18 protein-coding genes are annotated in these 22,695 nt (G+C 54.5%); 11 read left to right on the top strand and 7 right to left on the bottom strand.

Annotation, left to right across the window (positions count from 1 at the left end; all coding sequences use genetic code 11):
• Nucleotides 1-34: 34 nt before the first annotated feature.
• From AC13CN_RS03700 to brxL, 7 genes are all read left to right on the top strand, one after another.
• A complete protein-coding gene (locus tag AC13CN_RS03700; RefSeq protein ID WP_483053025.1) occupies nt 35-1,504 on the top strand; it encodes an ATP-binding protein in 1,470 nt (489 codons plus the stop codon).
• Nucleotides 1,501-5,193, top strand: coding sequence for a BREX-1 system adenine-specific DNA-methyltransferase PglX (gene pglX / locus AC13CN_RS03695; protein WP_483053024.1), 3,693 nt, complete (start codon nt 1,501-1,503; stop codon nt 5,191-5,193). Before AC13CN_RS03700 ends, pglX begins: the two co-directional genes overlap by 4 nt.
• A gap of 3 nt (nt 5,194-5,196) precedes the next feature.
• Nucleotides 5,197-5,421 (top strand): hypothetical protein, encoded by a 225-nt coding sequence (locus tag AC13CN_RS03690; protein ID WP_074210654.1) that lies wholly within the window; start codon nt 5,197-5,199, stop codon nt 5,419-5,421.
• 21 nt (nt 5,422-5,442) lie between these two features.
• A complete protein-coding gene (locus AC13CN_RS03685) occupies nt 5,443-5,763 on the top strand; it encodes a hypothetical protein (RefSeq protein ID WP_197915458.1) in 321 nt (106 codons plus the stop codon).
• A 78-nt stretch (nt 5,764-5,841) separates the two neighbouring features.
• Nucleotides 5,842-7,203 carry a Fic family protein gene (locus AC13CN_RS03680; protein WP_483053023.1) on the top strand — a complete coding sequence of 454 codons (1,362 nt, stop codon included), beginning with the start codon at nt 5,842-5,844 and terminating at the stop codon, nt 7,201-7,203.
• 196 nt (nt 7,204-7,399) lie between these two features.
• Nucleotides 7,400-10,030 (top strand): BREX-1 system phosphatase PglZ type A, encoded by a 2,631-nt coding sequence (pglZ, locus tag AC13CN_RS03675; RefSeq protein WP_483053022.1) that lies wholly within the window; start codon nt 7,400-7,402, stop codon nt 10,028-10,030.
• 72 nt (nt 10,031-10,102) lie between these two features.
• Nucleotides 10,103-12,187 (top strand): protease Lon-related BREX system protein BrxL, encoded by a 2,085-nt coding sequence (gene brxL / locus AC13CN_RS03670; protein WP_062362834.1) that lies wholly within the window; start codon nt 10,103-10,105, stop codon nt 12,185-12,187.
• 213 nt (nt 12,188-12,400) lie between these two features.
• On the opposite strand, the gene mntR is transcribed toward brxL, so the two are convergent.
• Entirely contained in the window at nt 12,401-12,877 is a 477-nt protein-coding gene (gene mntR, locus AC13CN_RS03665) for a manganese-binding transcriptional regulator MntR (RefSeq protein WP_054641501.1), read from the bottom strand.
• Between the two features lie 153 nt (nt 12,878-13,030).
• Between mntR and AC13CN_RS03660 the strand changes: the two genes are divergently transcribed.
• Genes AC13CN_RS03660 through AC13CN_RS03650 form a run of 3 tightly spaced genes read left to right on the top strand, consistent with a single transcriptional unit; the run spans nt 13,031 to nt 15,727 of the window.
• Complete coding sequence (locus AC13CN_RS03660; RefSeq protein WP_054645235.1) at nt 13,031-13,951, top strand: metal ABC transporter substrate-binding protein; 921 nt, start codon at nt 13,031-13,033, stop codon at nt 13,949-13,951.
• 6 nt (nt 13,952-13,957) lie between these two features.
• Nucleotides 13,958-14,782, top strand: coding sequence for a metal ABC transporter ATP-binding protein (locus AC13CN_RS03655; protein ID WP_044628018.1), 825 nt, complete (start codon nt 13,958-13,960; stop codon nt 14,780-14,782).
• Nucleotides 14,783-14,791: 9 nt separating this feature from the next.
• Nucleotides 14,792-15,727 carry a metal ABC transporter permease gene (locus tag AC13CN_RS03650; RefSeq protein WP_044628017.1) on the top strand — a complete coding sequence of 312 codons (936 nt, stop codon included), beginning with the start codon at nt 14,792-14,794 and terminating at the stop codon, nt 15,725-15,727.
• Here the strand turns inward: AC13CN_RS03650 and AC13CN_RS03645 are convergent.
• The 6 genes from AC13CN_RS03645 to AC13CN_RS03620 all read right to left on the bottom strand — a co-directional run bounded on the left by AC13CN_RS03645 (nt 15,720) and on the right by AC13CN_RS03620 (nt 20,955).
• Complete coding sequence (locus tag AC13CN_RS03645) at nt 15,720-16,127, bottom strand: CBS domain-containing protein (protein WP_044628016.1); 408 nt, start codon at nt 16,125-16,127, stop codon at nt 15,720-15,722. The genes AC13CN_RS03650 and AC13CN_RS03645 overlap by 8 nt on opposite strands.
• Before the next feature lie 15 nt (nt 16,128-16,142).
• On the bottom strand, nt 16,143-16,496 hold the full coding sequence (locus tag AC13CN_RS03640) for a P-II family nitrogen regulator (protein WP_044628015.1): 354 nt from the start codon (nt 16,494-16,496) through the stop codon (nt 16,143-16,145).
• Nucleotides 16,486-17,301, bottom strand: a complete 816-nt coding sequence (umpB, locus tag AC13CN_RS03635; protein ID WP_054641502.1) for a Na,Li,K/H(+) antiporter subunit UmpB — start codon at nt 17,299-17,301, stop codon at nt 16,486-16,488. Before umpB ends, AC13CN_RS03640 begins: the two co-directional genes overlap by 11 nt.
• Complete coding sequence (locus tag AC13CN_RS03630; protein ID WP_128082409.1) at nt 17,298-18,065, bottom strand: DUF1538 domain-containing protein; 768 nt, start codon at nt 18,063-18,065, stop codon at nt 17,298-17,300. Before AC13CN_RS03630 ends, umpB begins: the two co-directional genes overlap by 4 nt.
• Before the next feature lie 224 nt (nt 18,066-18,289).
• On the bottom strand, nt 18,290-19,498 hold the full coding sequence (locus tag AC13CN_RS03625; protein ID WP_044628013.1) for an MFS transporter: 1,209 nt from the start codon (nt 19,496-19,498) through the stop codon (nt 18,290-18,292).
• Between the two features lie 62 nt (nt 19,499-19,560).
• The gene (locus tag AC13CN_RS03620; RefSeq protein ID WP_074210648.1) at nt 19,561-20,955 is read right to left on the bottom strand and encodes a GntP family permease; all 1,395 of its coding nucleotides are present in this window, start codon (nt 20,953-20,955) and stop codon (nt 19,561-19,563) included.
• A 207-nt stretch (nt 20,956-21,162) separates the two neighbouring features.
• On the opposite strand from AC13CN_RS03620, the gene AC13CN_RS03615 reads away from it, so the two are divergent.
• A complete protein-coding gene (locus tag AC13CN_RS03615; RefSeq protein WP_062362828.1) occupies nt 21,163-22,506 on the top strand; it encodes a Na+/H+ antiporter family protein in 1,344 nt (447 codons plus the stop codon).
• Nucleotides 22,507-22,695: the final 189 nt, after the last annotated feature.

The raw sequence follows: 22,695 nt of genomic DNA, 5'->3' as shown, positions 1-22,695 counted from the left end.
GCGGAAAGAAACATGAAAAGTCAACGAGACACCTATGACCACCGCGACCATTGAGCAGCGCCTAAGCGAGCCAGAAGGCAAGCAGCTTGAGTTCAAGCGCGACCTATCATCGCCCAAGCCGCTGATGAAAACCCTGGTCGCCTTTGCCAATACGGCCGGTGGCCAGTTGATCATTGGCGTTGACGATGATGGCACCGTGCTAGGCGTGGATGATCCGCTGGATATGGAAGAGCGCTTGACCAGCATGATCGCGGATGCCATTCACCCCCGGCTACTGCCCAATATTGAACTGGTGAGTGTGGGCGAACATACCCTGGTGTGTATTGAGGTGTTTTTGAGCAGCGCACGCCCACACTTTTTCAAAGCGCTTGGCGAAGAAAGCGGTGTGCTGGTGCGGCTTGGTTCCAGCAATCGGCAGGCGGGGTTGGCCCTCATCCAGGAAATGCAGCGCCAAGCGAGCGGCACTACGTTTGATGTTCAGCCCATGCCCGAGCTGAGCCGTGATGATCTTGATCATAACGCCATACAGCAAGCCTTTCGCAGCGAACAACCACTTGATGACAATAAGCTATGCACGTTACGGCTACTGGTGCCGTACCAAGGCCGCCTAGTACCCAGCGTGGGCGGAATTTTGCTGTTTGGCCGCGAGCGCCAATGGCACTTTGAAGATGCCTGGATTCAGTGCGGGCGTTTTCGCGGTAACGATAAGGTCGAGATTTTCGACCAGACAGATATTCACGCGCCGTTATCCCAAGCGGTTGATGACATCGAGCTGTTTCTCAAAAAACATGCCTTCAAGCAGGCAGAGTTTGGCGCCATGCGTCGCCGCGATGTGTGGAGTATCCCGCTGACCATCCTGCGTGAAGCGATTATTAATGCCTTGGTACACAGCGACTACTCCCAAAGGGGCAGCCCTATACGCATTGCGTTTTTTGATGACCGTATCGAGATTGAAAGCCCAGGACTACTGATGCCCGGCATGACGATTGAAGACATGAAACGCGGCGTCTCCATGATTCGCAACCCAGTGATTGCCCGCGTGTTTCGTGAGCTTGGGCTGATAGAGCAGTGGGGCAGCGGTGTGAAGCGTATTTTCTCGGAAGCCCAAGTCCAAGGGCTGCCTGAACCGCATATTGAAGAAATTGCCAACCGCGTGCGTTTGAGTATTCGGCTGGCAACGCCGGTTTCTATCCAGCAGTCAGCTTCAGTGACCCAGGCTGAGTCAGTGCAGTCAGAGTCACGGCTAGAGTCACGGCTAGAGTCAGCGCTGGCAGCCAGAGTGCTGTTGATACTACAGCAGGAGCCGCTGGGTAAAGCTGCCATAGCGCGTGAGCTGGGTCACAAGGGCGTTTCCGGTGAGCTCAATAAACAAGTAGGCAATTTACGCCAGCAGCAGCTGATTGAAATGACGCTGCCCGCAAAGCCCAATAGCCGCCTTCAACAATACCGTTTAACGCCTAAAGGCCAGCGCTTTTTGCAAGACACTTTCAAGGATCTAACATGAACACCGCCAACATCAAAAAATACGCCCCCAAGGCCCGCGCCCGCTTTATCGACACCATGACGCGCCAGGCGGCCCGAGTGGGCATTAGCCCAGATGGCAAAGGCGGTGTGGTGATTGCCCCCCTGGCACAAAAGGGCGATGTGTTGGTGATGACCGCCCAGGATGGCCAAACCCACACCGTGCCCGCCCACCTAAAAGGCGCACGGGAAGCGCTGGCCGCGTGGGTGCAGCGCGATAGCTTTACCCAAGCGATAGAGCAGGCCGCCTATAGCTGGTTCAATCGCCTGTGCGCCGTTCGCTATATGGAGATTCACGGCTACCTAGACCACGGCCGCCGCGTGCTGAGTGGGGCAGGGGGCGAAGCCGGGCAGTTCCAGATTCTGGAGGAATGCTTAGAGGTAGATTTACCAGGGCTGGACACCGCCCGCGTGCGCGAACTCAAGCTCGACGGCACCCAGGATGAAACCCTCTACCGCGAGCTGCTGCTGGCCCAGTGCCACGCCCTGCATGAGGCCATGCCGTTCCTGTTCGAGCCGCTGGACGACGCCAGCGAACTGCTGCTGCCCAACAACCTGACCAAAACCGATTCGCTGATTCGCGAGCTGGTCGAGGCGATTCCCGAAGAGGATTGGCAAGATGTAGAAGTGATTGGCTGGCTCTACCAGTTCTACATCAGCGAGAAAAAAGACCAGGTGATCGGTAAGGTGGTGAAAAGCGAAGACATCCCCGCCGCCACCCAGCTGTTCACCCCCAACTGGATCGTTCAATATCTGGTGCAGAACTCGGTAGGCCGCCAGTGGCTGCAAACCTACCCAGGCTCGCCACTCAAAGGCCAGATGCCCTACTACATCGAGCCCGCCGAGCAGGAGCCAGAAGTACAGGCCCAGCTCGATGCCATCACCCCGGCCAGCCTCGACCCCGAAACCATCAAGGTACTCGACCCCGCCTGCGGCTCCGGCCATATTCTGGTCGAAGCCTACAACGTGCTGAAGGCGATCTACGAAGAGCGCGGCTACCGCACCCGCGACATCCCCAAGCTGATTCTGGAAAACAACCTGTTCGGCCTGGATATCGACGACCGCGCCGCCCAGCTTGCCGGCTTTGCGCTGTTGATGAAAGCCCGCGAAGACGACCGACGCATTTTAGGCAGGAATGTGCGGCTGAACGTGCTGGCCATGCAGAGCAGCCAACACCTGGATGCCAACACCCTATGGCGCGATTTAAACCTCACCGGCGACTGGCACCAGGGCCAATCCCAAAGTCTGTTTGAGAGCGAACAGCAAGACCTTTCCAGCAACGATGCCACTTACAAGCTGATGGCCGACCTGATTGAGCGCTTTCAGGATGCCAAAACTTTCGGTTCGCTGATTGAAGTGCCCAATGAATGGGAAGCACCGCTGAAAGCACTGTTGGAGGAACTAAGCGAGCTCACCAACAGCGGCGATATGATGCAAAAAGCAGCCGCCCAGCGGTTGGTGCACATTGTTAAGCAAGCTTGGGTGTTGGCGCAGCGCTATGACGCAGTGGTAGCGAACCCGCCGTATATGGGCAGCAAAGGCATGAACAAGGCGCTAAAGGATTACGCCAAAAACGCCTACCCCAACAGTAAGTCAGATCTGTTCGCTTGTATGAAAGAGCGGAGCTATGACTTGTTAGTTAGTAACGGTCTTAGTGCTATGATTATCATGGAAAGCTGGATGTTTTTATCATCATATGGCGGCTTTAGAAATAGGCTTTTAAAAGAAAAGACGATCCTTGATTTAGTGCATATGCCCTACAACGGTCGTGGAAGAACTCCCCTAGGTATTAATTTTGGAACTTCTGCCTCGATTTCACTAAATAAATATATTCCAAGGTTAAAAGGTCATTTTTCATGTTTAAGATTTTACGAAATTGATAATAATGGTGTTCCTTTAAAATTCCCTTTTGATAATGAGAGGCATAAGAATGTCGTCATCGATGATTTCAAGAAAATCCCGGGGAGTCCTGTGGCATATTGGACTTCTGTGGCTATGCGTGAGTGCTTTTTAAACAATCCGAGTTTCTCAAAATACTCAGATACGCGTATTGGTTTGATAACAGGAGATAACGATAAATATATTCGGCTCTGGCATGAGGTATCACAGGATCAGGTTGGGTTTGTAAGCTCAAGAGATGAAGCCAAAAATTCTAAAAGAAAGTGGTTCCCTCAATCTAAGGGCGGAGACTTTAGGCGCTGGTACGGAAATAATGAGTCAGTTTTAGATTGGTCGAATGATGGTTATGAGCTACAAAATCGTATGCATGAATCAGGAGCGCGCACACTGGCTCATAATTTTAACTTAGATCGCATTTTTAACAAAGGCATCACATGGACTAAAATTTCTTCAGGAATGTTCGGGGCAAGATATCAACCAGAGGGTTTTTTATTTAACGATGCTTCTGCGAACGCATTTCCACTCAAGGATGAGCATGAGCTTGTCTTGCTAGCATTTCTTTGCTCAAAGCTACCGATAGAAATGCTGAAAGCAATGAATCCAACTCTAAATTTTCTACCCGGGAATATTAGTTCTTTGCCAGTCGCCAAGCATCTTTTGTTAAGTGATACTTTATCTAATAACTCCCAGGAAATAATCAATCTTTCTAAAGCTGACTGGGATTCATATGAGAACTCATGGGGCTTCACTGTGCTCCCAATCGTTAGTCAATGTGGAGGGGTATTTGAATTAAGCACTTGCTACGAAAAAATTAAGCTAGTTTGGAAAGAATTGACAAGTAAAATGCAGTGCATGGAAGAAGAAAATAATCACCTATTTATCCACGGCTATGGCTTGCAAAATGAGCTATCATCTGAGGTTCTAATAGAAGAAGTTACTCTCTCCTGCAATCCTCATTACCGCTATGGCGGCAACCGTTCCGATGAAGAGTTGGAAACCTTGCTCCAGTGCGACACCCTTAAGGAACTGGTTAGCTACGCCATCGGCTGCATGATGGGCCGCTACTCGCTGGACAAGCCCGGCCTGATCCTCGCCAGTCAGGGCGAAACCGTCCGCGACTACCTCGCCCAGATACCCGAGCCAAACTTCGCCCCGGATGACAATGCCATCATCCCGCTCACCGATCAGGAATGGTTCCCCGACGACGCCACCAACCGCTTCCGCGATTTCGTGCGTACTGTGTGGGGTGAGGAACATTTGCAAGAAAACCTCGATTTCGTCGCCGAAAGCCTCTGCCTGCACGCCATTAAGCCCAAGAAAGGCGAGGCTGCCCTGGACACCATTCGCCGCTACCTAAGCACCCAGTTCTTCAAAGACCACCTGCGCACCTACAAGAAACGCCCCATTTACTGGCTGTTTTCCTCCGGCAAGCAGAAAGCCTTCGAGTGTTTGGTTTACCTGCACCGCTACAACGAAAGCACCCTAGCCGAGATGCGCACCGACTACGTCATCCCGCTCACCACCAAGCTCGCCAGCTACGTGGAAAAGCTAGAGCAAGACAAAGACGCCAGCACCTCCGCCGCCGAAGCAAAAGCCATCGAGAAGGAATTGAGCAAGCTCTACAAGCAACAAGCCGAACTCAACACCTTCGACGAGAAGCTGCGCCACTACGCCGACCAGCGTATTTCACTGGATCTGGATGATGGGGTGAAGGTGAACTACGGGAAGTTTGGGGATTTGTTGGCTGAGGTGAAGCAAGTGGTGGGGAAGTGATTTATGGAGCTTAAAAATATCGAAGAGCTGATTGATAACGAGGGTGAAATCACCATCGGTAGAATTGGGCCGGTGCGCTGCGGTGCTTCTGCAAGCGATGAAGCTAATTGCCTTGCGATGTTAGCTAGGCGGCCTGGCGAGTCGTTTGAGGCGTTGCTTATACGCCTAGATTCCGCGATTGAGGATGCTATTGAGCATGATATCTTCGCAGATGAAATCAATCCATAAAGTGCAATGTATGGAGCTTTGATGACAACTCCTATTGGCCGTTGGCGCATCACCTGGATGGAAACCTGGGATCAGGACTTTGTCGATTTGATTGAGCCTGGGCACTTTCGGTTCGATGACAATGGCCTTGGCTACTTTATCTTCGGTGCTGTTGAAGGTCAGCTCGACTACCGTCTTTCAGAAGAGGGCAAGCGTATCGATTTCACCTGGTCGGGTAATGATGAGGGCGATGAGAAATCTGGCCGTGGTTGGTTTACGTTTTCATCATCGCGTATCACCAAAGGGTATTTTTTCATTCACTGCGGGGATGAATCAGCGCTAGAAATTGAACGGCAGCCGTGAAGAGAAAAATAATAAGTAGCAAGCTCCTATTGTGGCTCATATACTAATATTTAATAAATTAGTAGTTGGAGCAATGTGATGAAGGTGCCTGTCTCTCCACCGTCCCAGGAAAAGCTACTTGAGCTGCTCAAAAGTGGCGATGTCGCTAAAATGGCGTTGCTCTTTGGTCAGGCGGTTGGGCCGACGGACAGTAAAGGCCGTTACCTACACTGGGACAAGCTTAGGCATCTGGCCATGCCTAAAGGTTATGATGCCGAGCTTTACTGGCTGGCCATGCGCAACGCGCGAGAGAAAATTTCCAGAGACCTATCTTTTAAGGATAAGCAGGGGGCTCCCTTTCGGTTTTGCATACCGGATACCGTGATGCGTGACATTCTCTGGATCAGTGAGAACGCGACGGGGGCAATCAAGGCAGACAGTAAAATCTCAGACCCTCACACAAAGCAAACTTACCTGATCAACTCGCTGATTGAAGAAGCCATCAATTCGAGCCAACTGGAAGGGGCTTCAACCACCCGCCAGGTGGCCAAGGATATGCTACGTTCGGGAAGAAAACCCAAAGATCATTCTGAAAAAATGATTCTTAACAACTATAACGCCATGCGTTTCATTCGTGAGTACAAGGAAGAAACACTCACGAAGTCAATGATATGCGAATTACATAAGATCGTGACAGAAGATACGTTACCTACAGAAGATGCTGATAAAGCCGGTGTTTTTCGAGGTCCAGATGAAGACATAAGGGTGTACTCACTCGATGACAAGCTGCTACATACGCCGCCATCCTATCAAGAGCTTGATGACCGTATTCAGCAGCTATGTGACTTCGTCAATGCGGAAAATGAGAACGAGGCTAGCTTTATACCGCCTGTTATCAAGGCCATCGTTGTCCACTTCATGATTGGGTATGACCACCCCTTTGTGGATGGCAATGGCAGAACGGCACGGGCTCTTTTATATTGGGTGATGGCCAAGGAGGGGTATTGGCTGATGGAGTATATCTCTATCTCTCGGGTGCTGAAGCAGGCACCCGCACAATACATGGCGGCATACCTGCATACAGAAACGGATGGTAATGATGTTACTTATTTCATTATTCATCAGCTTGAAGTGATCAAAAAATCGATTGCTGATCTGCATCGCTACCTCACTGACAAAGCAGGAGAGTACAGAGAGGCTGAAAAAATCCTCAAGAAATCAAAGCTCAATGGTTTGCTCAACCATCGGCAGCTGGGGCTGTTAAAAAATGCGTTGGATAACCCTGGGATGGAGTACACCATTAAATCCCATCAGAATTCCCATGGGATTGCTTATCAGACCGCACGAACCGACTTGTTAGCGCTATCAGATAAGTATCATCTGCTGAAAAAATATAAAGTCGGTAAAAAGGACGTTTTTATCGCGCCTGCCAATATGCTGAATCTGATAAAAAATGACTGATGTATATTTTCCCGTGCCAGAGCAGAGCAGAGCAGAGCAGAGCAGTGCATGGCTAGGCAGCGCTGCCGCTTTTACTGATCCGAACGTGATAATATTTTGAATCCTAAGTCTTTTCGCGTCTAAGTACACGTCGCTATCTATGAGATGGCGGCGTGACTGGCAGCAAGTTTTAACGTTTATGTGGCAAGGAGGCTAGATGCAGCTCGACCAACTCCAGCAGGGCTTACAACACGCCTTCTTCACCGACCGCCATCGGATTGTCTTCTGGTACGATGCTCCTAGCCACTTTGCGGATTCGCTCAGCGAGCTTACGCTGGAAGGCGTTCAGGTGATCAATATGGCGGGGGAGTCCACCCTGGGCGTGAAGCTACGCCTGGAGCTGGAAGAGCCTGAGACGCCTACGTTGCTCTACTTTCCCTCCGCCGAGCCAGCCCCGGAAGAGGACTGGCTGCTGGATATTAAGCTGTACTCTGGTCGCTTCTACGCCGACCGCGTTTCGATGATTTTCAATGAGCTGGGCCTAACCCGCCATGTACTGCGCGAGCACTTGGCGCAGCGGCAGGCGTTCTTGGCCAGTCGTAAGCGAATCGAAGCGTTGAAGCGTTTGGTCACGCCTTCTCTTAGTGAAGATGAGCTGGATCTGGCGATGCTGGCCGTGGTGGTGGGGGCAACGTCAATTGACGTCGCCACGCTGCTGTTTCATCTGGCTGAAGAAGCGGTGGCCAATGAACTGGGGTTAGAGACGAACCCAGCGGCGTTGACCGAGGCCGAAAAGTACGCTTTGGTGCCTGCGCTGGTGCGTGCTCTGCAGGCCGAGGTGGGTTACCCCGCTGGCCAAGCAGAGCTTAGCGGTGAAGCGCCGCTAAACTTCGGCCAGCTAATGCTGCGGTTATTGATTACTGGCTACTGCGAGAGCATTTCTGATATTCCTGACTGGGCGCGTCAGGTGGCCATTCCCTCTGTTAATGCGCGTGCATCTTCGCGGGCGCTGCTCACCCGCTGGCGAGATAGCTCGCGCTTTTACCCCGCGTTTGATGTGATCTCCGGGTGGGTGGCAGATGCCCAGCGCATTGATGACAAGCTGCAGGATGTGCCGCTAGAGCAGCTAAGCCATGTGGCGACGTTTGAGGTGGTGGAGAAGCAGATCATTGTCGATCTCTGCCAGGCGATTCCCACGGCGGATGCCCGCGACCTGAAGCTATTCGACAGCATCATTGTGGCGCGCCTGGACGGTTATTGGGCATCGCGGCATAAAAACGATGCCCGCCGCGAGCGCTACCGGCAGCTGTATGCCGCACTGACGGCGGCGATTGCGCTGTTTAGCCTGCGTCATCTGCATGCTAAAGGCTTTCATTACGAGAGTGTTGAGGCGCTCTACCACGCTTACCAAACAGATCTCTACCGTTTTGATAACGCCTATCGCCATTACGCGGTGGCCTCGGATACCACCGGCGTTGAGCTGCTTAAAAACCTGGATGCCGCTGTTGAGCGCTGTTACGACGAGTGGTTCCTGGGCCAGCTCACCCGTAACTGGAGCGAGCGCGTGGAAGCCGAACAGCGGCTCACCCACTGGAAGCTACCCAATATCCCCAGCCAGCAGCATTTCTACCGAGATTGGGTGCAGCCCCAGCTAGCCGCTAGCCGCCAAAAGCGTGTGGTGGTGGTGATAAGCGATGCCTTCCGCTATGAAGCGGCGGAAGAGCTGCGTGAGCGCATTAATGCCAAGCGTTATAGCGAAGCGACGTTAAAAAGCCAGTTAGGTGTGGTGCCTAGCTACACCACGCTGGGAATGGCCTCGCTGTTACCGCACCGAGAGCTCAGCTATCAGCCGGGCAGCGATACGGTGCTGGTGAATGGCCAATCCACCCAAGGTACGGCGAACCGCAGCAAGTTACTCAAAGCCGCGCTAGGCGGGGAGGCGTTAGCTGTGACCGCCGAGGACGTAAAAGGCTGGAGCCGTGAAGAAGGGCGCGAAAAGATCAAAGGCGTGCAGCTGATGTACGTTTACCACAACGTGGTGGATGCCCGTGGGGATGCCGCTAACACCGAAAGCGAGACGTTCGCAGCGGTGGAGGATGCCATAGATGAACTGGATCAGCTGACCCGTAAAATTCTCATGCACCTGAACACCAGCACGGTGCTGGTCACCGCCGACCACGGTTTCCTGTTCCAGCGCAGCGCGTTAGATGCTACCGACCGCACGGCGCTGTCAGACAAGCCAGCGTCGGCCTTCAAAAGCAAAAAGCGCTATGTGCTGGGCGAGTCGCTGCCCGATAACCCCAGCGTGTGGCACGGCCATACCCGCGATACGGCAGGCACCACCTGCGATACCCAGTTCTGGATACCCAAAGGCGCGCATCGTTTTCACTTTGTCGGCGGGGCACGCTTTGTACACGGGGGCATTATGCCCCAGGAAATCGTGGTGCCCGTGCTCACCGTTCAGCAGCTGCGGGGTGAGAAGGTAGAAAAGCGCACCAGCCGCAAGGTGGAAGTGATCTCACCCAAGGCATCGCTGAAGATGGTCAATAACATTCAGCGCTTCGACCTGCTGCAAACCGAAGCGGTGAGCGAGCGCCTCCGCCCGGTCACGCTGTCGGTGGCGATTTACGCGGGCAGCGAGGTCGTTTCCAGTGAAGAAGTCGTGACCTTCGATAGCGCAAGCGACAATATGAACGAGCGCATGAAGTCGGTGCGCCTCTCGCTATCGGGCACGTCATTCGACCGTAAAAACGACTACTTTCTCGTGCTGCGCGATAAAGACCTGGGCACCGAGCGGGAGCGCTACCGAGTGGTGATTGATCTCGCGTTTACGGATGATTTTTTCTAGGCCCGTCATCAGCTGGGAAGCTTTTATGTTTGTGCATTGTGCTTTTTTCGTCGTTCAGGAGTGACCGCCCACATGGATTTTGACTCATCTTCCGCCACGCAAGTGACCGGCGCCCTTCAGGACGCCGATCTGGATACGCTGCTCAACACCCACTTTGCAGGCCGCGTGGTGCGTAAGGATCTCACCCAGCGCGTGAAAGAGGGCGCAAACGTGCCCGTGTATGTGCTGGAGTATCTGCTGGGTATGTACTGCGCCTCTGATGATGCGGAGGTGATCGCTACGGGATTGGAAAACGTTAAAGCGATTCTGACGGATAACTACGTTCGCCCAGATGAAGCGGAGAAAGTGAAATCCATCGTGCGTGAGCGCGGCAGCTTCAAGGTAATTGATCGTGTCACGGTGCGTCTGAATGAGAAAAAAGACCGCTATGAAGCCGCGTTCAGTAACCTGGGCATCAAGGATGCCGAAATCTCTGCAGGCATTGTTAAAGAGCACGAGAAGCTGTTGGTAGGCGGTATTTGGGTGATCGCCACACTCAGCTACTTCCATGAAGAGGGGCAAACAAGTTCGCCGTTTGGCGTCAGCCTGCTCAAGCCGATTCAGATGCCCCACATGAATATGGACGAGCTGTTTGAAGGGCGGCGAGGGTTCACCAATGCTCAATGGCGTGAAGTGCTGATTCGCTCGATTGGTATGGAACCTACCGAGCTGGATGAGAGCGTGCAATGGCACCTGCTGGCCAGAATGATTCCGTTTGTCGAGAACAACTACAACGTTTGCGAGCTAGGGCCACGGGGCACTGGCAAAAGCCATATCTACAAAGAGTGTTCACCCAACAGCATTTTGGTCTCCGGCGGGCAAACCACGGTGGCTAACCTGTTCTACAACATGAGCTCGCGGCGCATTGGCCTGGTGGGTATGTGGGACTTGGTGGCATTCGATGAAGTGGCCGGTATCTCGTTCAAGGATAAGGACGGGGTGCAGATCATGAAGGATTACATGGCCTCTGGCTCTTTTGCCCGTGGGCGCGAACAGATGGAAGCCTCAGCCTCGATGGTGTTCGTCGGCAACATCAACCAAAGCGTGGAGTCGCTGGTGAAAACCAGCCACCTATTGACGCCATTCCCCGATGCCATGATTGATGCTGCCTTCTTTGACCGCTTCCATGCCTATATTCCCGGCTGGGAAATCCCCAAGATGCGGCCCTCATTCTTCACTCAGCGCTATGGGTTTATCGTCGATTACCTAGCGGAATTCTTCCGTGAAATGCGCAAGCGCAGCTTCGCTGATGCGATTGATCGCTACTTCTCGTTGGGTGATAACCTCAACCAGCGTGACGTGATCGCGGTACGTAAAACGGTGTCGGGCCTGCTGAAGCTGATGTTTCCCCATGGCGGCGGTTCACAAGGGCTGATGAAAGACGATGTACGGGACTGCCTGGAATACGCCATGCAGGTACGCCGCCGCGTGAAGGAGCAGCTGAAAAAGATTGGTGGCATGGAGTTTTACGATGTTCATTTCAGCTACATCGACAAAGAGACCCTGGAAGAGCACTTTGTGTCGGTGAAAGAGCAGGGCGGTGGCGGCCTAATTCCAGAAGGCCAAGGCAAGCCAGGCGTGGTGCATACCATTGGCCTCAGCGATAAAGGCATGCCGGGGGTTTATCGCATCGAAATGCAGGTAACCGCAGGCAGCGGCAAGCTGGCCATGTCAGGGCTCTGGAATTCCACTTCAGCCAAAGAGCAAGTCAAAATGGCGTTCGATTACTTCAAAGCCAACGCCAGCCGCATCAGCGGAGCCCGCAAGGTGTTGGAGCATGATTTCCACCTGCATGTGGTTGACCTGCAAAATAGCGGTGTCCTGCGAGATCTCTCGCTCGCCAGCCTGGTCGCGTTCTCTTCAGGCCTGGTAGGTAAACCTACCCAAAGCCAAATGGTCGTGCTGGGCGATATGAGCCTGGGAGGAAGCCTAAAACCCGTCGAAAGCATAGCGGAATGCCTGCAGGTTGCCTTCGACGCCGGTGGCAAGCGCGTCACCCTGCCCATGAGCAGTGCCATGGATATTCCTACCATCCCCGGAGAGCTGTTCACCAAGTTCCAGACCAGCTTCTATGCCGAACCGATTGATGCAGTGGTCAAAGCGCTTGGGGTGGATTAAGGTTAATGAGTCTACCGTGATACTGCATTCATAGTTTCGCACGCACTGCAGAAGGCACTAAGGAATTCACCTGGTGTCTGGAAGGTGGCGGATAATATCAAGATCTGAATACGCTCTATGCTAGAGGCCGATAACATTCGGTTTAGTCATCGAATCACTTAACGTGGTTCGATGACTTTACACTTCGGGTGCCCCGCTAGGGAGAGAGGGCGACTACTTAATCTGCTGTTCGGTGAAGCGCTGCATGATGGTGAGCGTCTTATCGCTGACGTGATGCTCCATCCCTTCGGCATCAATTCTTGCCGTGCTGTCATCTACGCCGAGCGCCCGCAAAAAGTGCAATACAATGTCGTGGCGGGCGCGGGACGTTTCCGCCATTTTCTGACCCTCTTCGGTCAAAAAAAGCGAGCGATAGGGCTTGCTGGTCACTAATCCTAGTTCATTCAAGCGACGAATCATTTTCGATACGGTTGCTTGGCTTACTGCCATACGATTGGCGATATCGGCGGCGCGTGCCTCGCCGCGATGCCGAATTAAATCGCCAATTAGCTCGACATAATCTTCGATCAACTCGGTTTCGTGTGCATTGCGCACCGTTTCATACTGCTGTGCGTGCTGTTCCACAGGCGGTAGTGCATCACCACTGTGTCCAGAGGGGGAGGAGGTGCGCCGCTGTTGGTGATCACTCATTGGCAAAGGTTATCAAAGTTAGTGGAAACGTTAATTGGCGATGGTAGCGCATTTTTGAAGATAATTGTTAGCCAAGGCTAAACTGTTTGCACATTGCTTTTTTGTTGAGCTAAAGTTATCTGTAACACGAGCCTAGCACAGAAGAGAGATCCAGTGGCTAAACCATACTTGCTAGCAGCTTTGAGCGTGCCGTTCGCCTGGTGTGGCGTTTTGACCAGTGCTCAGGCCGATGAGTTGCAAAATCCGCCCATCGAGATTGCCGTGACGTTTTCAGTTCTTGGCGACTTGGTGAAGAAAGTGGCCGGCGATGATGCGAACGTCACGGTGCTGACACCGATCAACGCCGAAGTGCACGAGTGGGAGCTCACCCCAGATAATTTTGCTGCGCTCGAGGACGCCGACATCGTTTTTTATAACGGTTATCAGCTCGAGCAGTGGATGCGCCAAGTATCGGCGACGGTCAACGATGACATACCTATGATCGCCGTGGCAGAGGCGTCGGGTTATCCGACGCAAACGATCGTCACCGGTGAGATGGAAGGCGACGTGGACCCACACCTGTGGATGGACCCGCGGGCTGCCAGTGCCTATGTGCAAGCCATTGCCAACACGTTGGAGGATAGCCTGCCCCATCAAGCCGATGCAATTCAGCAGCGTGCAGCGGCATTGGAAGCGCAACTGCACGATCTACATGTCGAGCTCCAAGAAACGCTCGAAGCCATTCCCGAAGAGCGCCGCGTGCTGCTCTCCAGTGAAGCAGCCTTTCTCTACTTTGCCGACGCGTATCGGTTCGAGCACGACGGCATTTGGGGGACCAATGCCGAAACAGAGGGCTCTCCGCGCCAGTTGATGCGGGTCATCGATCGAATCAACGAGCGTCAACCGGCGGCACTGTTTTGGGAAAGCACGATTTCTGACCGCCATGTGACCAGTATCGCACGTGATACGGGGCTGCCCGTTGCCGGGCCGCTGTATGTCGACTCGTTGAGTGAGCCTGACGGGGAGGCTGCCGATTACTTTGCCATGCAGCGTCATAACGTTGCCTTGCTGCGTCGCTACTTGGCTAGCGAGTAAATCACGATGTCCTCACTACCGTCTCAACCAGCCAGCGCCATCGATGTGAGCGGTGTCTATGCGGCTTACCAGCGTCAGCCCGTGCTAGAGGATATCCACCTCTCGCTGCCAAGCGGGCGTTGGACGGCCATCGTCGGGCCGAACGGCGCAGGCAAGTCGACGCTGTTTCACGTGCTGACCGGTAGTATGAAACCCTTACGCGGCCGCGTGACGGCATTTGGTCAAGCCATCGAGCATCATCGAAAAGCCGGGCGCATTGCCTACATGGCCCAGCGAGAGGCCATCGAGTGGGACTTCCCTATTTCGGTGTGGGAAACCGTGATGAGCGCCCGCTATGGCCACATGCGTCAAGATGCGTGGTGGCGGAGGCTGCTTCCTGCGCGTTGGCATTCGTCACGGCATCGTGATGCGGTGGAAAAGGCGTTAAACGACGTTGATATGCTGGCATATGCCGAGCGGCCGATCGGGGCCTTATCGGGCGGACAAAAAAAACGCGTGCTGCTAGCGCGTGCGTTAGCGCAAGAGGCGAGTATCCTGCTGCTCGATGAGCCGCTCGCGGGGGTCGACCCACCTAGCGAGCGACTCATTCTCGACGTGCTCAAACGCGAACGCGAAGCCGGGCGAACCATCGTGATGGTGACGCACGATATGCCGGGCGCGCGTCGCTACGTGGACCATGTGGTACTGATCAATCGATTCATTCGCGGCGAGGGCGCGCCCGACGAAATGCTGAGCGATAGCAAGTTGGCCGAACTTGCGGTGAGTTCTATTGCAAATTCTCCAGCGGATGTCGGGCGTGTCCGCCTTCCTGCATTTGCCAGCAAAGAATAGGCGACTTGAATGTTAGAAACGTTGGATGTTTGGAGTAGTGCGCTGGTGGCGGGGCTCATTGCGGCGCTGATGGTGCCCGTGAACCTAATGCCCGACAGCGTATCAGAGGCGTTTCAGTACGCCTTCATGCAGCGTGCGCTGCTCACGTCGATGATGGTGGGAGCCATCTGCGGCATGCTTTCGTGTTACGTCGTGCTCAAGCGTTGGTCGTTGCTGGGGGATGCGATCTCTCATGCGGTGCTGCCTGGGGTGGCGGTTGCCTACCTGCTGGGCCTGCCTTTTTTTATCGGTGCCTTCGTCACTGGAGCGCTGACGTCGCTCGGTATTGGGGCAATCGAGCGGCACACGCGCATCAAATCCGATGCCGCCATGGGGATCATGTTTACCGGGGCATTTGCGCTGGGCGTGGTCTTGATCAGTAAGATCGCCTCTAGCACTCACTTGATGCATATCCTGTTTGGCAACGTGCTCGGAGTGCAGCAGTCGGCACTATTGCTCACGTTGGCGGCCAGCCTTGTTGCGCTGTTGGTGGTATGGCTGGCTTATCGTCCGCTCATGCTTTACGCCTTCGATCCCACGCAGGCCCAAGCGCTTGGCTTCAATACGGGAGTGATACATTACGGTTTGATTCTACTGCTCACGCTCACCATCGTGGCCAGTTTGGAAACCGTCGGTATCATCCTCGTGGTGGCCATGCTGATTACGCCGGGCGCCACGGCCCACTTGCTGACCGACCGCTTCAAAACGATGCTGTTTATCTCCGTGGGGATTGGGGTGGGGTCTGCCGTGTTGGGGCTATGGCTCTCGTTTGCGTTTGACGTAGCGTCCGGTGGCACCATCGTCTTGGTAGCAACGGGGTGCTTCTTCACGGCGCTGCTGTTTTCGCCAAAGCACGGTGTGCTGATGCGGCTTTGGCGGCATCGAAGCTTGGGAGGCGCTAATTAGTTTCCCACCCGATGACGAGCCGTGGGTAGTCGATGATCCCAATGACGCTGTGTTTTGCATCGACGACCGGTGCTTGGGATAAACCAAACTGAGCAAACAGGCGAGCGCAATAGCGAATATTCATTTCCGGACGGACGCTAATGATCGGTTTGCTCATGATTTCGTAAAGGCTTACACGGTCTGCAGAGCGATTGACTGCGAGCACTTTTTTAGCAATATCAGAGGCTAACACAAGCCCCAGTTCATCTTTCTCATCGCGCCTATCAACGATGATAGCGGTGGCATCGTATTGCCTCATTAGTTCAATGCCGTCAGTAACGGTCATAAAACCATCGGTCGTCACATAGCGGGAGTGCATGACGTCCTGGGCAGTGCGCTCCGTCAGTGATGAGCTTGCCATTGTTAAAGCCTCTCTCTAGCCTAGCGGTTGATCGAATGCATCTTCGAGGGATTTCACTTGGTGTGCGACGCCTACCGCATCCTCGACGTCTAGCTGAAAGGCGATGCCTGTTCCCGACGTGTCGTCAAATGCACCCACTTCCGCGATCGCTTCGAGAATTGAACGGCTAATATGCTCCTCCACTAAAAAGAGCAGCACGTCACGTTGCGACGTAATGTCCATGCCAAAAATGCCTTTTGCTTTTTTTAAGCCTTCGCCACGCGCGTTATTGATGACAGTGGCGCCGGTGGCTCCAGCATCTCTAGCTGCCTGAAGTATCTGGTCGCTTAGCTCATCTTCTACAAGCGCGACAATGAGTTTAAAGCGCATGGGTATCTCCTTGATGAGACTTTGTCACTGACGTGCCTGAGAGCGGCTGTATTTTCGATGGCCTATTGCTTCGCCATCGAGCAATTTGGGCGTATCCCATTACCGTGATAATAGGGAATAGGCAGGCAAGCGCGATCATTCCAAAGCCATCCATTAACGCGCTACGACCGGGTATCGAGGAGGCTAATCCAAGACCTAGCGCGGCGATGATCGGCACGGTAATGGTCGATGTCGTGACGCCCCCGGAATCGAATGCAAGGGGAATAATCGACTTTGGGGATCGTAGGGTTTGGACAATCACTAGGCAGTACGCTCCTAGCACGAACCACTGCAAAGGTAGGCCCATGACGATGCGCCATGCGCCCAGGGTGATTCCAACGGCCATGCCGAGGGCAACGGCGAGCCGCAGGGTAAAAGGGTTGATCGTACCGCCGGATATTTCGCCAGCTTTGATCGACACCGCGATCAGCGATGGCTCGGCAATCGTAGTGCTTGCGCCAATCGTAAACGCGAAAATATAGACCCAGTAGTAGTCGCTCCAATGCCGCTGAGCTCCCTCTGTCATGGCAGGTAGAAAATCGGGGTGTGTCAATTGGCTGGCCATCAACTCACCCATGGGAAACAGGGCTTGCTCTAGCCCTATCAAAAAGACAGAGAGTCCTACCCATACCATGAAAAAACCAATAGCGACCTTAAGAAACCGTTTGACCGGCTTGCGGATCACCAAATATTGGAAGCCAAAAATAATCGCCACGATGGGAAGAATATCGCGTAGCGTCCCCCAAAAAACAGCCAGCATATTCATGATCTTCCCTCTGCAACGAGATCAAGGCCAACAATACCGAAAAGCAGTACGAAAATGATGGGCATAACGGAAGCAAATGCAATCAAACCAAAGCCGTCCAGCATAGGGTTGCGGCCTTTGATGGCCGTGGCCAAGCCAACGCCGAGTGCCGTAACAAGAGGGACAGTAATGGTCGATGTCGTGACACCTCCCGAATCATAAGCAATGCCAACGAGCTCAGCAGGCGCTAACAGCGTCAAGAGCAGTACAAGAATATAACCACCAATGATCATCAAATGCAGCGGCCAGCCTTTAAAGATACGCAGTACGCCAACGACCACGGCGGTGCCTACGGAAAGCGCTACGATCATGCGGAGCGTGAACGCAAAGGACGTTTGGGCGAGACTGCTATTCTCGATCAGACCGCTTTCGGAGACGACAATCGCTGCACGAGCCGCCACGGCAATCAGTGCTGGCTCTGCGACGGTGGATCCAAACCCCAGTGCAAAAGCAAATAGAAGGAGCCAAACGACAGAACCTTTATGAACGAAAGCACGTGCGAGGTTCTCTCCTAAAGGAAACAGTCCCAGCTCTAGCCCCTTGATGAAGAGCGTTAGCCCGATCACTACAAACAGTAGCCCTAGTGCTAAATCGAAAAGCGCCAATGTATCGGGAAGAGGTTGTTGGATGACGAGCGTTTGAAAGAAGCTCATAACCAGCACAACGGGTAGCAAATCCCGAAGACTGTTTTTGAGCTGCAGGGCGAGAGAGTGAATAAAGTTCATTAGTGCCCTTTTTCAATGGCTGATACGTCTATACTCATCAGTGTAATGGTTACGCATGTCGTCTCTTTTGATCTAGGACACGTTGCGAGTGTTCTCTAGTCAACAAAGTTGGCTGCCTAACAGCAGCATCGAAGGGTCTAGTGCGTGCCAGCCCCACCATGCCAGCAATATCAAGCCACTCACTATCGGTAGGGCAATCAAACTCCACCATAGACTTGAACGCATCATGTCGTCACCTGTCCCGCAGAGGGGCGTGCCAGCGGCTTCTCACTGATGAACCAGTGGAGCGCGGCGGCGACCACGGACAGCACGATGGCAATCTGCCACACCGTATCGTAGTGGCCGGTGAGGTCGTACAAAAATCCACCCAGCCACACGCCCATAAACGAGCCCAGCTGATGAAAGAGAAACACGATGCCGCCCAACATCGAGAGATGGCGAACGCCAAACACCGATGCGACGATACCGTTGGTGAGCGGAACGGTGGAGAGCCATAACAGCCCCATGGCGATCCCGAAGAGATAAGCGCTGGTCGTCGTCAGGGGTAGGGCGATAAAGGCCGTGATGATCACGCCCCGGATGAGGTAAAGCCAGCTCAATAGGCGCGGTTTCGACCAGATACCCCCCATCCAGCCAGCGGTGTAGGTGCCCACGATATTGAACAGACCCACCAGCGCGAGCACCGTGGTGCCGACTTGGACGGCCAAGCCGTTATCGAACAGGTAGCCTGGCAAGTGGACCGCAATGAACACCACTTGGAAGCCGCAGACGAAAAAGCCCAGGCAAAGTAGCCAAAATCCTTTTTGCCCCGCCGCTTCGTTAAGCGCATCGCGCAGGCTCAAGTCGCCCAGTGCCTTCGGGCTGGGCCGGTCTTTGAGCATGGCGCCCAGCGGTATCATGAGTGCGGCAATCGCCCCCATGGCCAGGAGCGCAGAGGACCAGCCTAGCCACTCGATCAATCCCAGCGTGCCGGGCAGCATGGCAAATTGACCAAACGAGCCCGCCGCACTGACGATCCCCATGGCCATGCTGCGCTTCTCAGCGGGAACGGCCCGGCCGACGGCGCCCAGAATCACCGAAAACGTCGTTCCCGATAGGCCGAAGCCAATCAGCAGACCCGCGCTGACAGTCATGCCGAGCGCGCTGGTCGAAAGGCTCATGAAGCAGAGCCCCAGTACGTAGAGGATGCCGCCCGCCACGATGATTTTGGCCGCGCCAAAACGGTCGGCCAGCGCCCCGGTAAATGGCTGGGACAGCCCCCAAATGAGGTTTTGGACGGCCAGTGCGAACGCAAAAACGCCGCGCCCCCAGCCGAAATCGCTGCTCATGGGCTCGAGAAACAGCCCGAACCCATGACGTAGCCCCATGGCCGTGGAAATAACCAAGCTGGCGAGCACGATCAACAGCAGCGTATGGTGTTTCTGAAGGGCCATGGCACGTCTCTTATGGTGGATTGGTTAACGCGTTAATCAACTATCGCATGGCATTGGCGATTTTAGAAGCTTCCAAATAGGGTGCCGAGCGTAATCACACTCATCAGCGCGGCGATGGGGAGCACGATGGTGACCATGGCGACATTGCCATACGACTGGCGGTGGGTCAGCCCGCAAATGGCCAGAAGTGTGATGACGGCGCCGGAATGGGGGAGCGTATCCATGCCGCCCGCGGCCAGCGTCGCCACGCGGTGCATGAGCTCTGGGTCGATGCCAGCCTGTTGCGCCATGGCCAGATACTCGCTACCCAAGGTTTGGAGTGCAATGGAGAGCCCGCCGGAGGAGGAGCCGGTGATGCCTGCCAGCACGCTCATCGCCATGGCTTCGGAGATGAGGGGGTTACCGGGGGAGACATTGAGCACCGCATCGCGAAGGATGGCAAAGCCTGCCAAGCTGGCGATGACCGCGCCGTAACCCACTTCAGAGGCCGTGTTGAAAATAGGTAGCAGCGAACCAAAGCAGCCTTGATTGATGGTGGCTTTCAAGTCTTGCCAGTGGCGCCAGCGGGTGATGATCAGCCAAGCCGAGGCGCTCAGCAGGGCAATCAGAATGGCCCAAAGCCCGGTCTGTCGGCTGGGTGTGACGTTATCGAACGCGTCGCTGATGAAGCTCAGGTCCATCGCCGGGAATACCCAGTAAGTAAAGAGGGCATTGAGACCAATCACCATAACCAGTGGGATCAACGCGATGGCCAGCGGCATGCCGGGTGCTGTGTCGACGTCGCTGTGGGTATCGGTTTCACGTTCCGTGTGGGTACCGTAACCCTCCCTTTGGGCAGCGGCTTTCTTGACTCGCGACTGAAGGTAGAACGTTCCTAGACCTAGCATGATCGACCCAGCAATGATGCCAAGCCCCGGTGCCGCGAAGCTGTTGGTGCCAAAGTAAGGGATGGGAATCGCGTTTTGGATGGCTGGCGTGCCGGGCAGCGCCGTCATGGTAAAGGTGAAGGAGCCTAGAGCGATGGAGGCGGGGATGAGGCGCTTGGGCACATTGGCCTGGCGGAACAGCTCACGGCTGATCGGGTAAATGGCAAAGGCCACGACGAACAGCGAGACGCCGCCATAGGTCAGAACGGCGCAGGCCATGACGACCGTCAGCACCACGTGATGCGTGCCCAGCCGCTTGACGATACCGTTGGAAATGGACTGAGCGGCGCCTGAATCTGCCATCAACTGACCGAAGAGCGCACCAAGCAAGAAAAGCGGGAAGAACTGCATAACATAGTTACCCAGGGCGCCCATGAAGGTGTTGGTGTAAATCGGCAGTAAAAAAGCGCCGTCGCCTGATAGTAAAACCGCTAACGCGGCCATTAACGGCGCAAGCAGGAGGACCGAGATACCTCGGTAGGCCAGCAGCATCAACAGCAACAATGAGACGATAATAGCGAGCATGCCCATACAGGATCCTAAGTATTTGTTAATTTAGTTATCGGTGCGTGTAAACGAAGGCCGGGATACTAGGCATTATGTTGCATAGCAGCAATAGCGTTGTGACTAAAGTCGTAACCAAAAGAGAGCGTCACTTTCGCCTGCTTAAGCGCGCCTCATCTGTTAAAATCCGCCACCTTTGGCGTTGATGACCTTCCAATAACCCAGGGTATTTCCATGAATGCAGTAATTCTCGCAGTGCTCGTCATGGTGGCACTGTCGCTTCTTCGTGTGTCCGTCGTATTTGCGCTGGTGGTCGGTGCGTTAGTAGGGGGGCTGGTCGGAGGCCTTTCCCTGGACGATACGCTCAGCGCGTTCAACGAGGGCGTCGGCGGAGGCGCGCAGGTGGCGCTGGCGTACGCAACCTTAGGCGCTTTTGCCGTGGCCATCTCTCGTTCTGGGTTACCGGACATGCTGGCAAATCGATTGATCACCTTGCTAGGTAAAGAGGCGACCGCCGCCCACCAAGCGCGGGTGAAGATGTTGCTGCTGGTGGCCGTGTTACTGGTCGCCATCTCCTCACAAAATGCCATTCCGGTCCATATCGCGTTCATTCCCGTGCTGATTCCACCGCTGCTGGCGGTGATGAATCGCTTGCAGCTGGACCGCCGCGCGGTTGCCTGCGCGCTGACCTTTGGTCTTACGGCACCCTATATGCTGCTGCCGGTAGGATTCGGGGCGATCTTCTTGAACGATATTTTGTTGGCAAACCTGAACAGTGCCGGAGAGCCACTAGGGCTGGAGATCTCGCGTGGCATGGTGCCCATGGCCATGGCGATTCCGGTGGGAGGCATGGCCATGGGCCTGTTGGTCGCCCTACTGTTTAGCTACCGCGGCCAGCGTAGCTACGCGAGCAAGGACGTGGCCGCGCTCAATGGCCAGACGCACACGCCTGTCGAACCGCACCTCTTAGGGTTAGTCATGTCAGGCGTGGCGATCGTGGCGGCGTTAGGCCTTCAGCTCTACACTGGCTCGATGATCGTTGGAGGCTTGGTGGGTATCGGCTTGCTGTCATTGGGTGGTATTTTCAAATGGCGCGAGGCTGATGATTTGTTCACCAGCGGTATGCGGATGATGGCTTTGATTGGCTTTATCATGATTTCGGCGGCAGGCTTTGCGGAAGTCATGAAAGCCACCGGCGATATCGACTCGCTGGTGGCGGGTGCCTTCGATCTGTTTGGCGATAATCGTGGCTTGGCCGCTTTGGTCATGCTGCTGGTCGGCCTGTTCATTACCCTGGGCATCGGCTCTTCGTTCTCAACCATTCCCATCATTGCGGCGATCTTCGTACCACTGGCCGTGCAGTTTGGTTTCTCACCCATGGCGACCGTAGTGCTGGTGGGCACCGCTGCCGCCTTGGGCGATGCGGGGTCGCCAGCCTCGGATTCCACTTTGGGGCCCACCTCAGGATTGAACGTGGACGGCCAGCATGACCATATGTGGGATAGCGTCGTGCCGACCTTCCTTCACTATAACCTTCCGCTGATTGCGTTTGGTTGGCTGGCGGCCATGACGCTTTGATCTGCGCATCATCCGAAAAAGGCCGCCAAATGGCGGGCGGCCTTTTTTGTTTGCCCGGCGAAGCCGGCAAACCCGGCCATCTGAAAGAAGGTGGCGTCACCCCGACTGAGGGGAAGACAATCCGACTGGCAAGGGCGTCACTGGCCAACGGTGGGGTCTGAAGGAAGCCATAGGAAGTTAACGGTACAC

It is taken from the genome of Vreelandella sp. L-25, from assembly GCF_056857535.1.
This window is presented reverse-complemented; position numbering and strand designations above follow the sequence as displayed.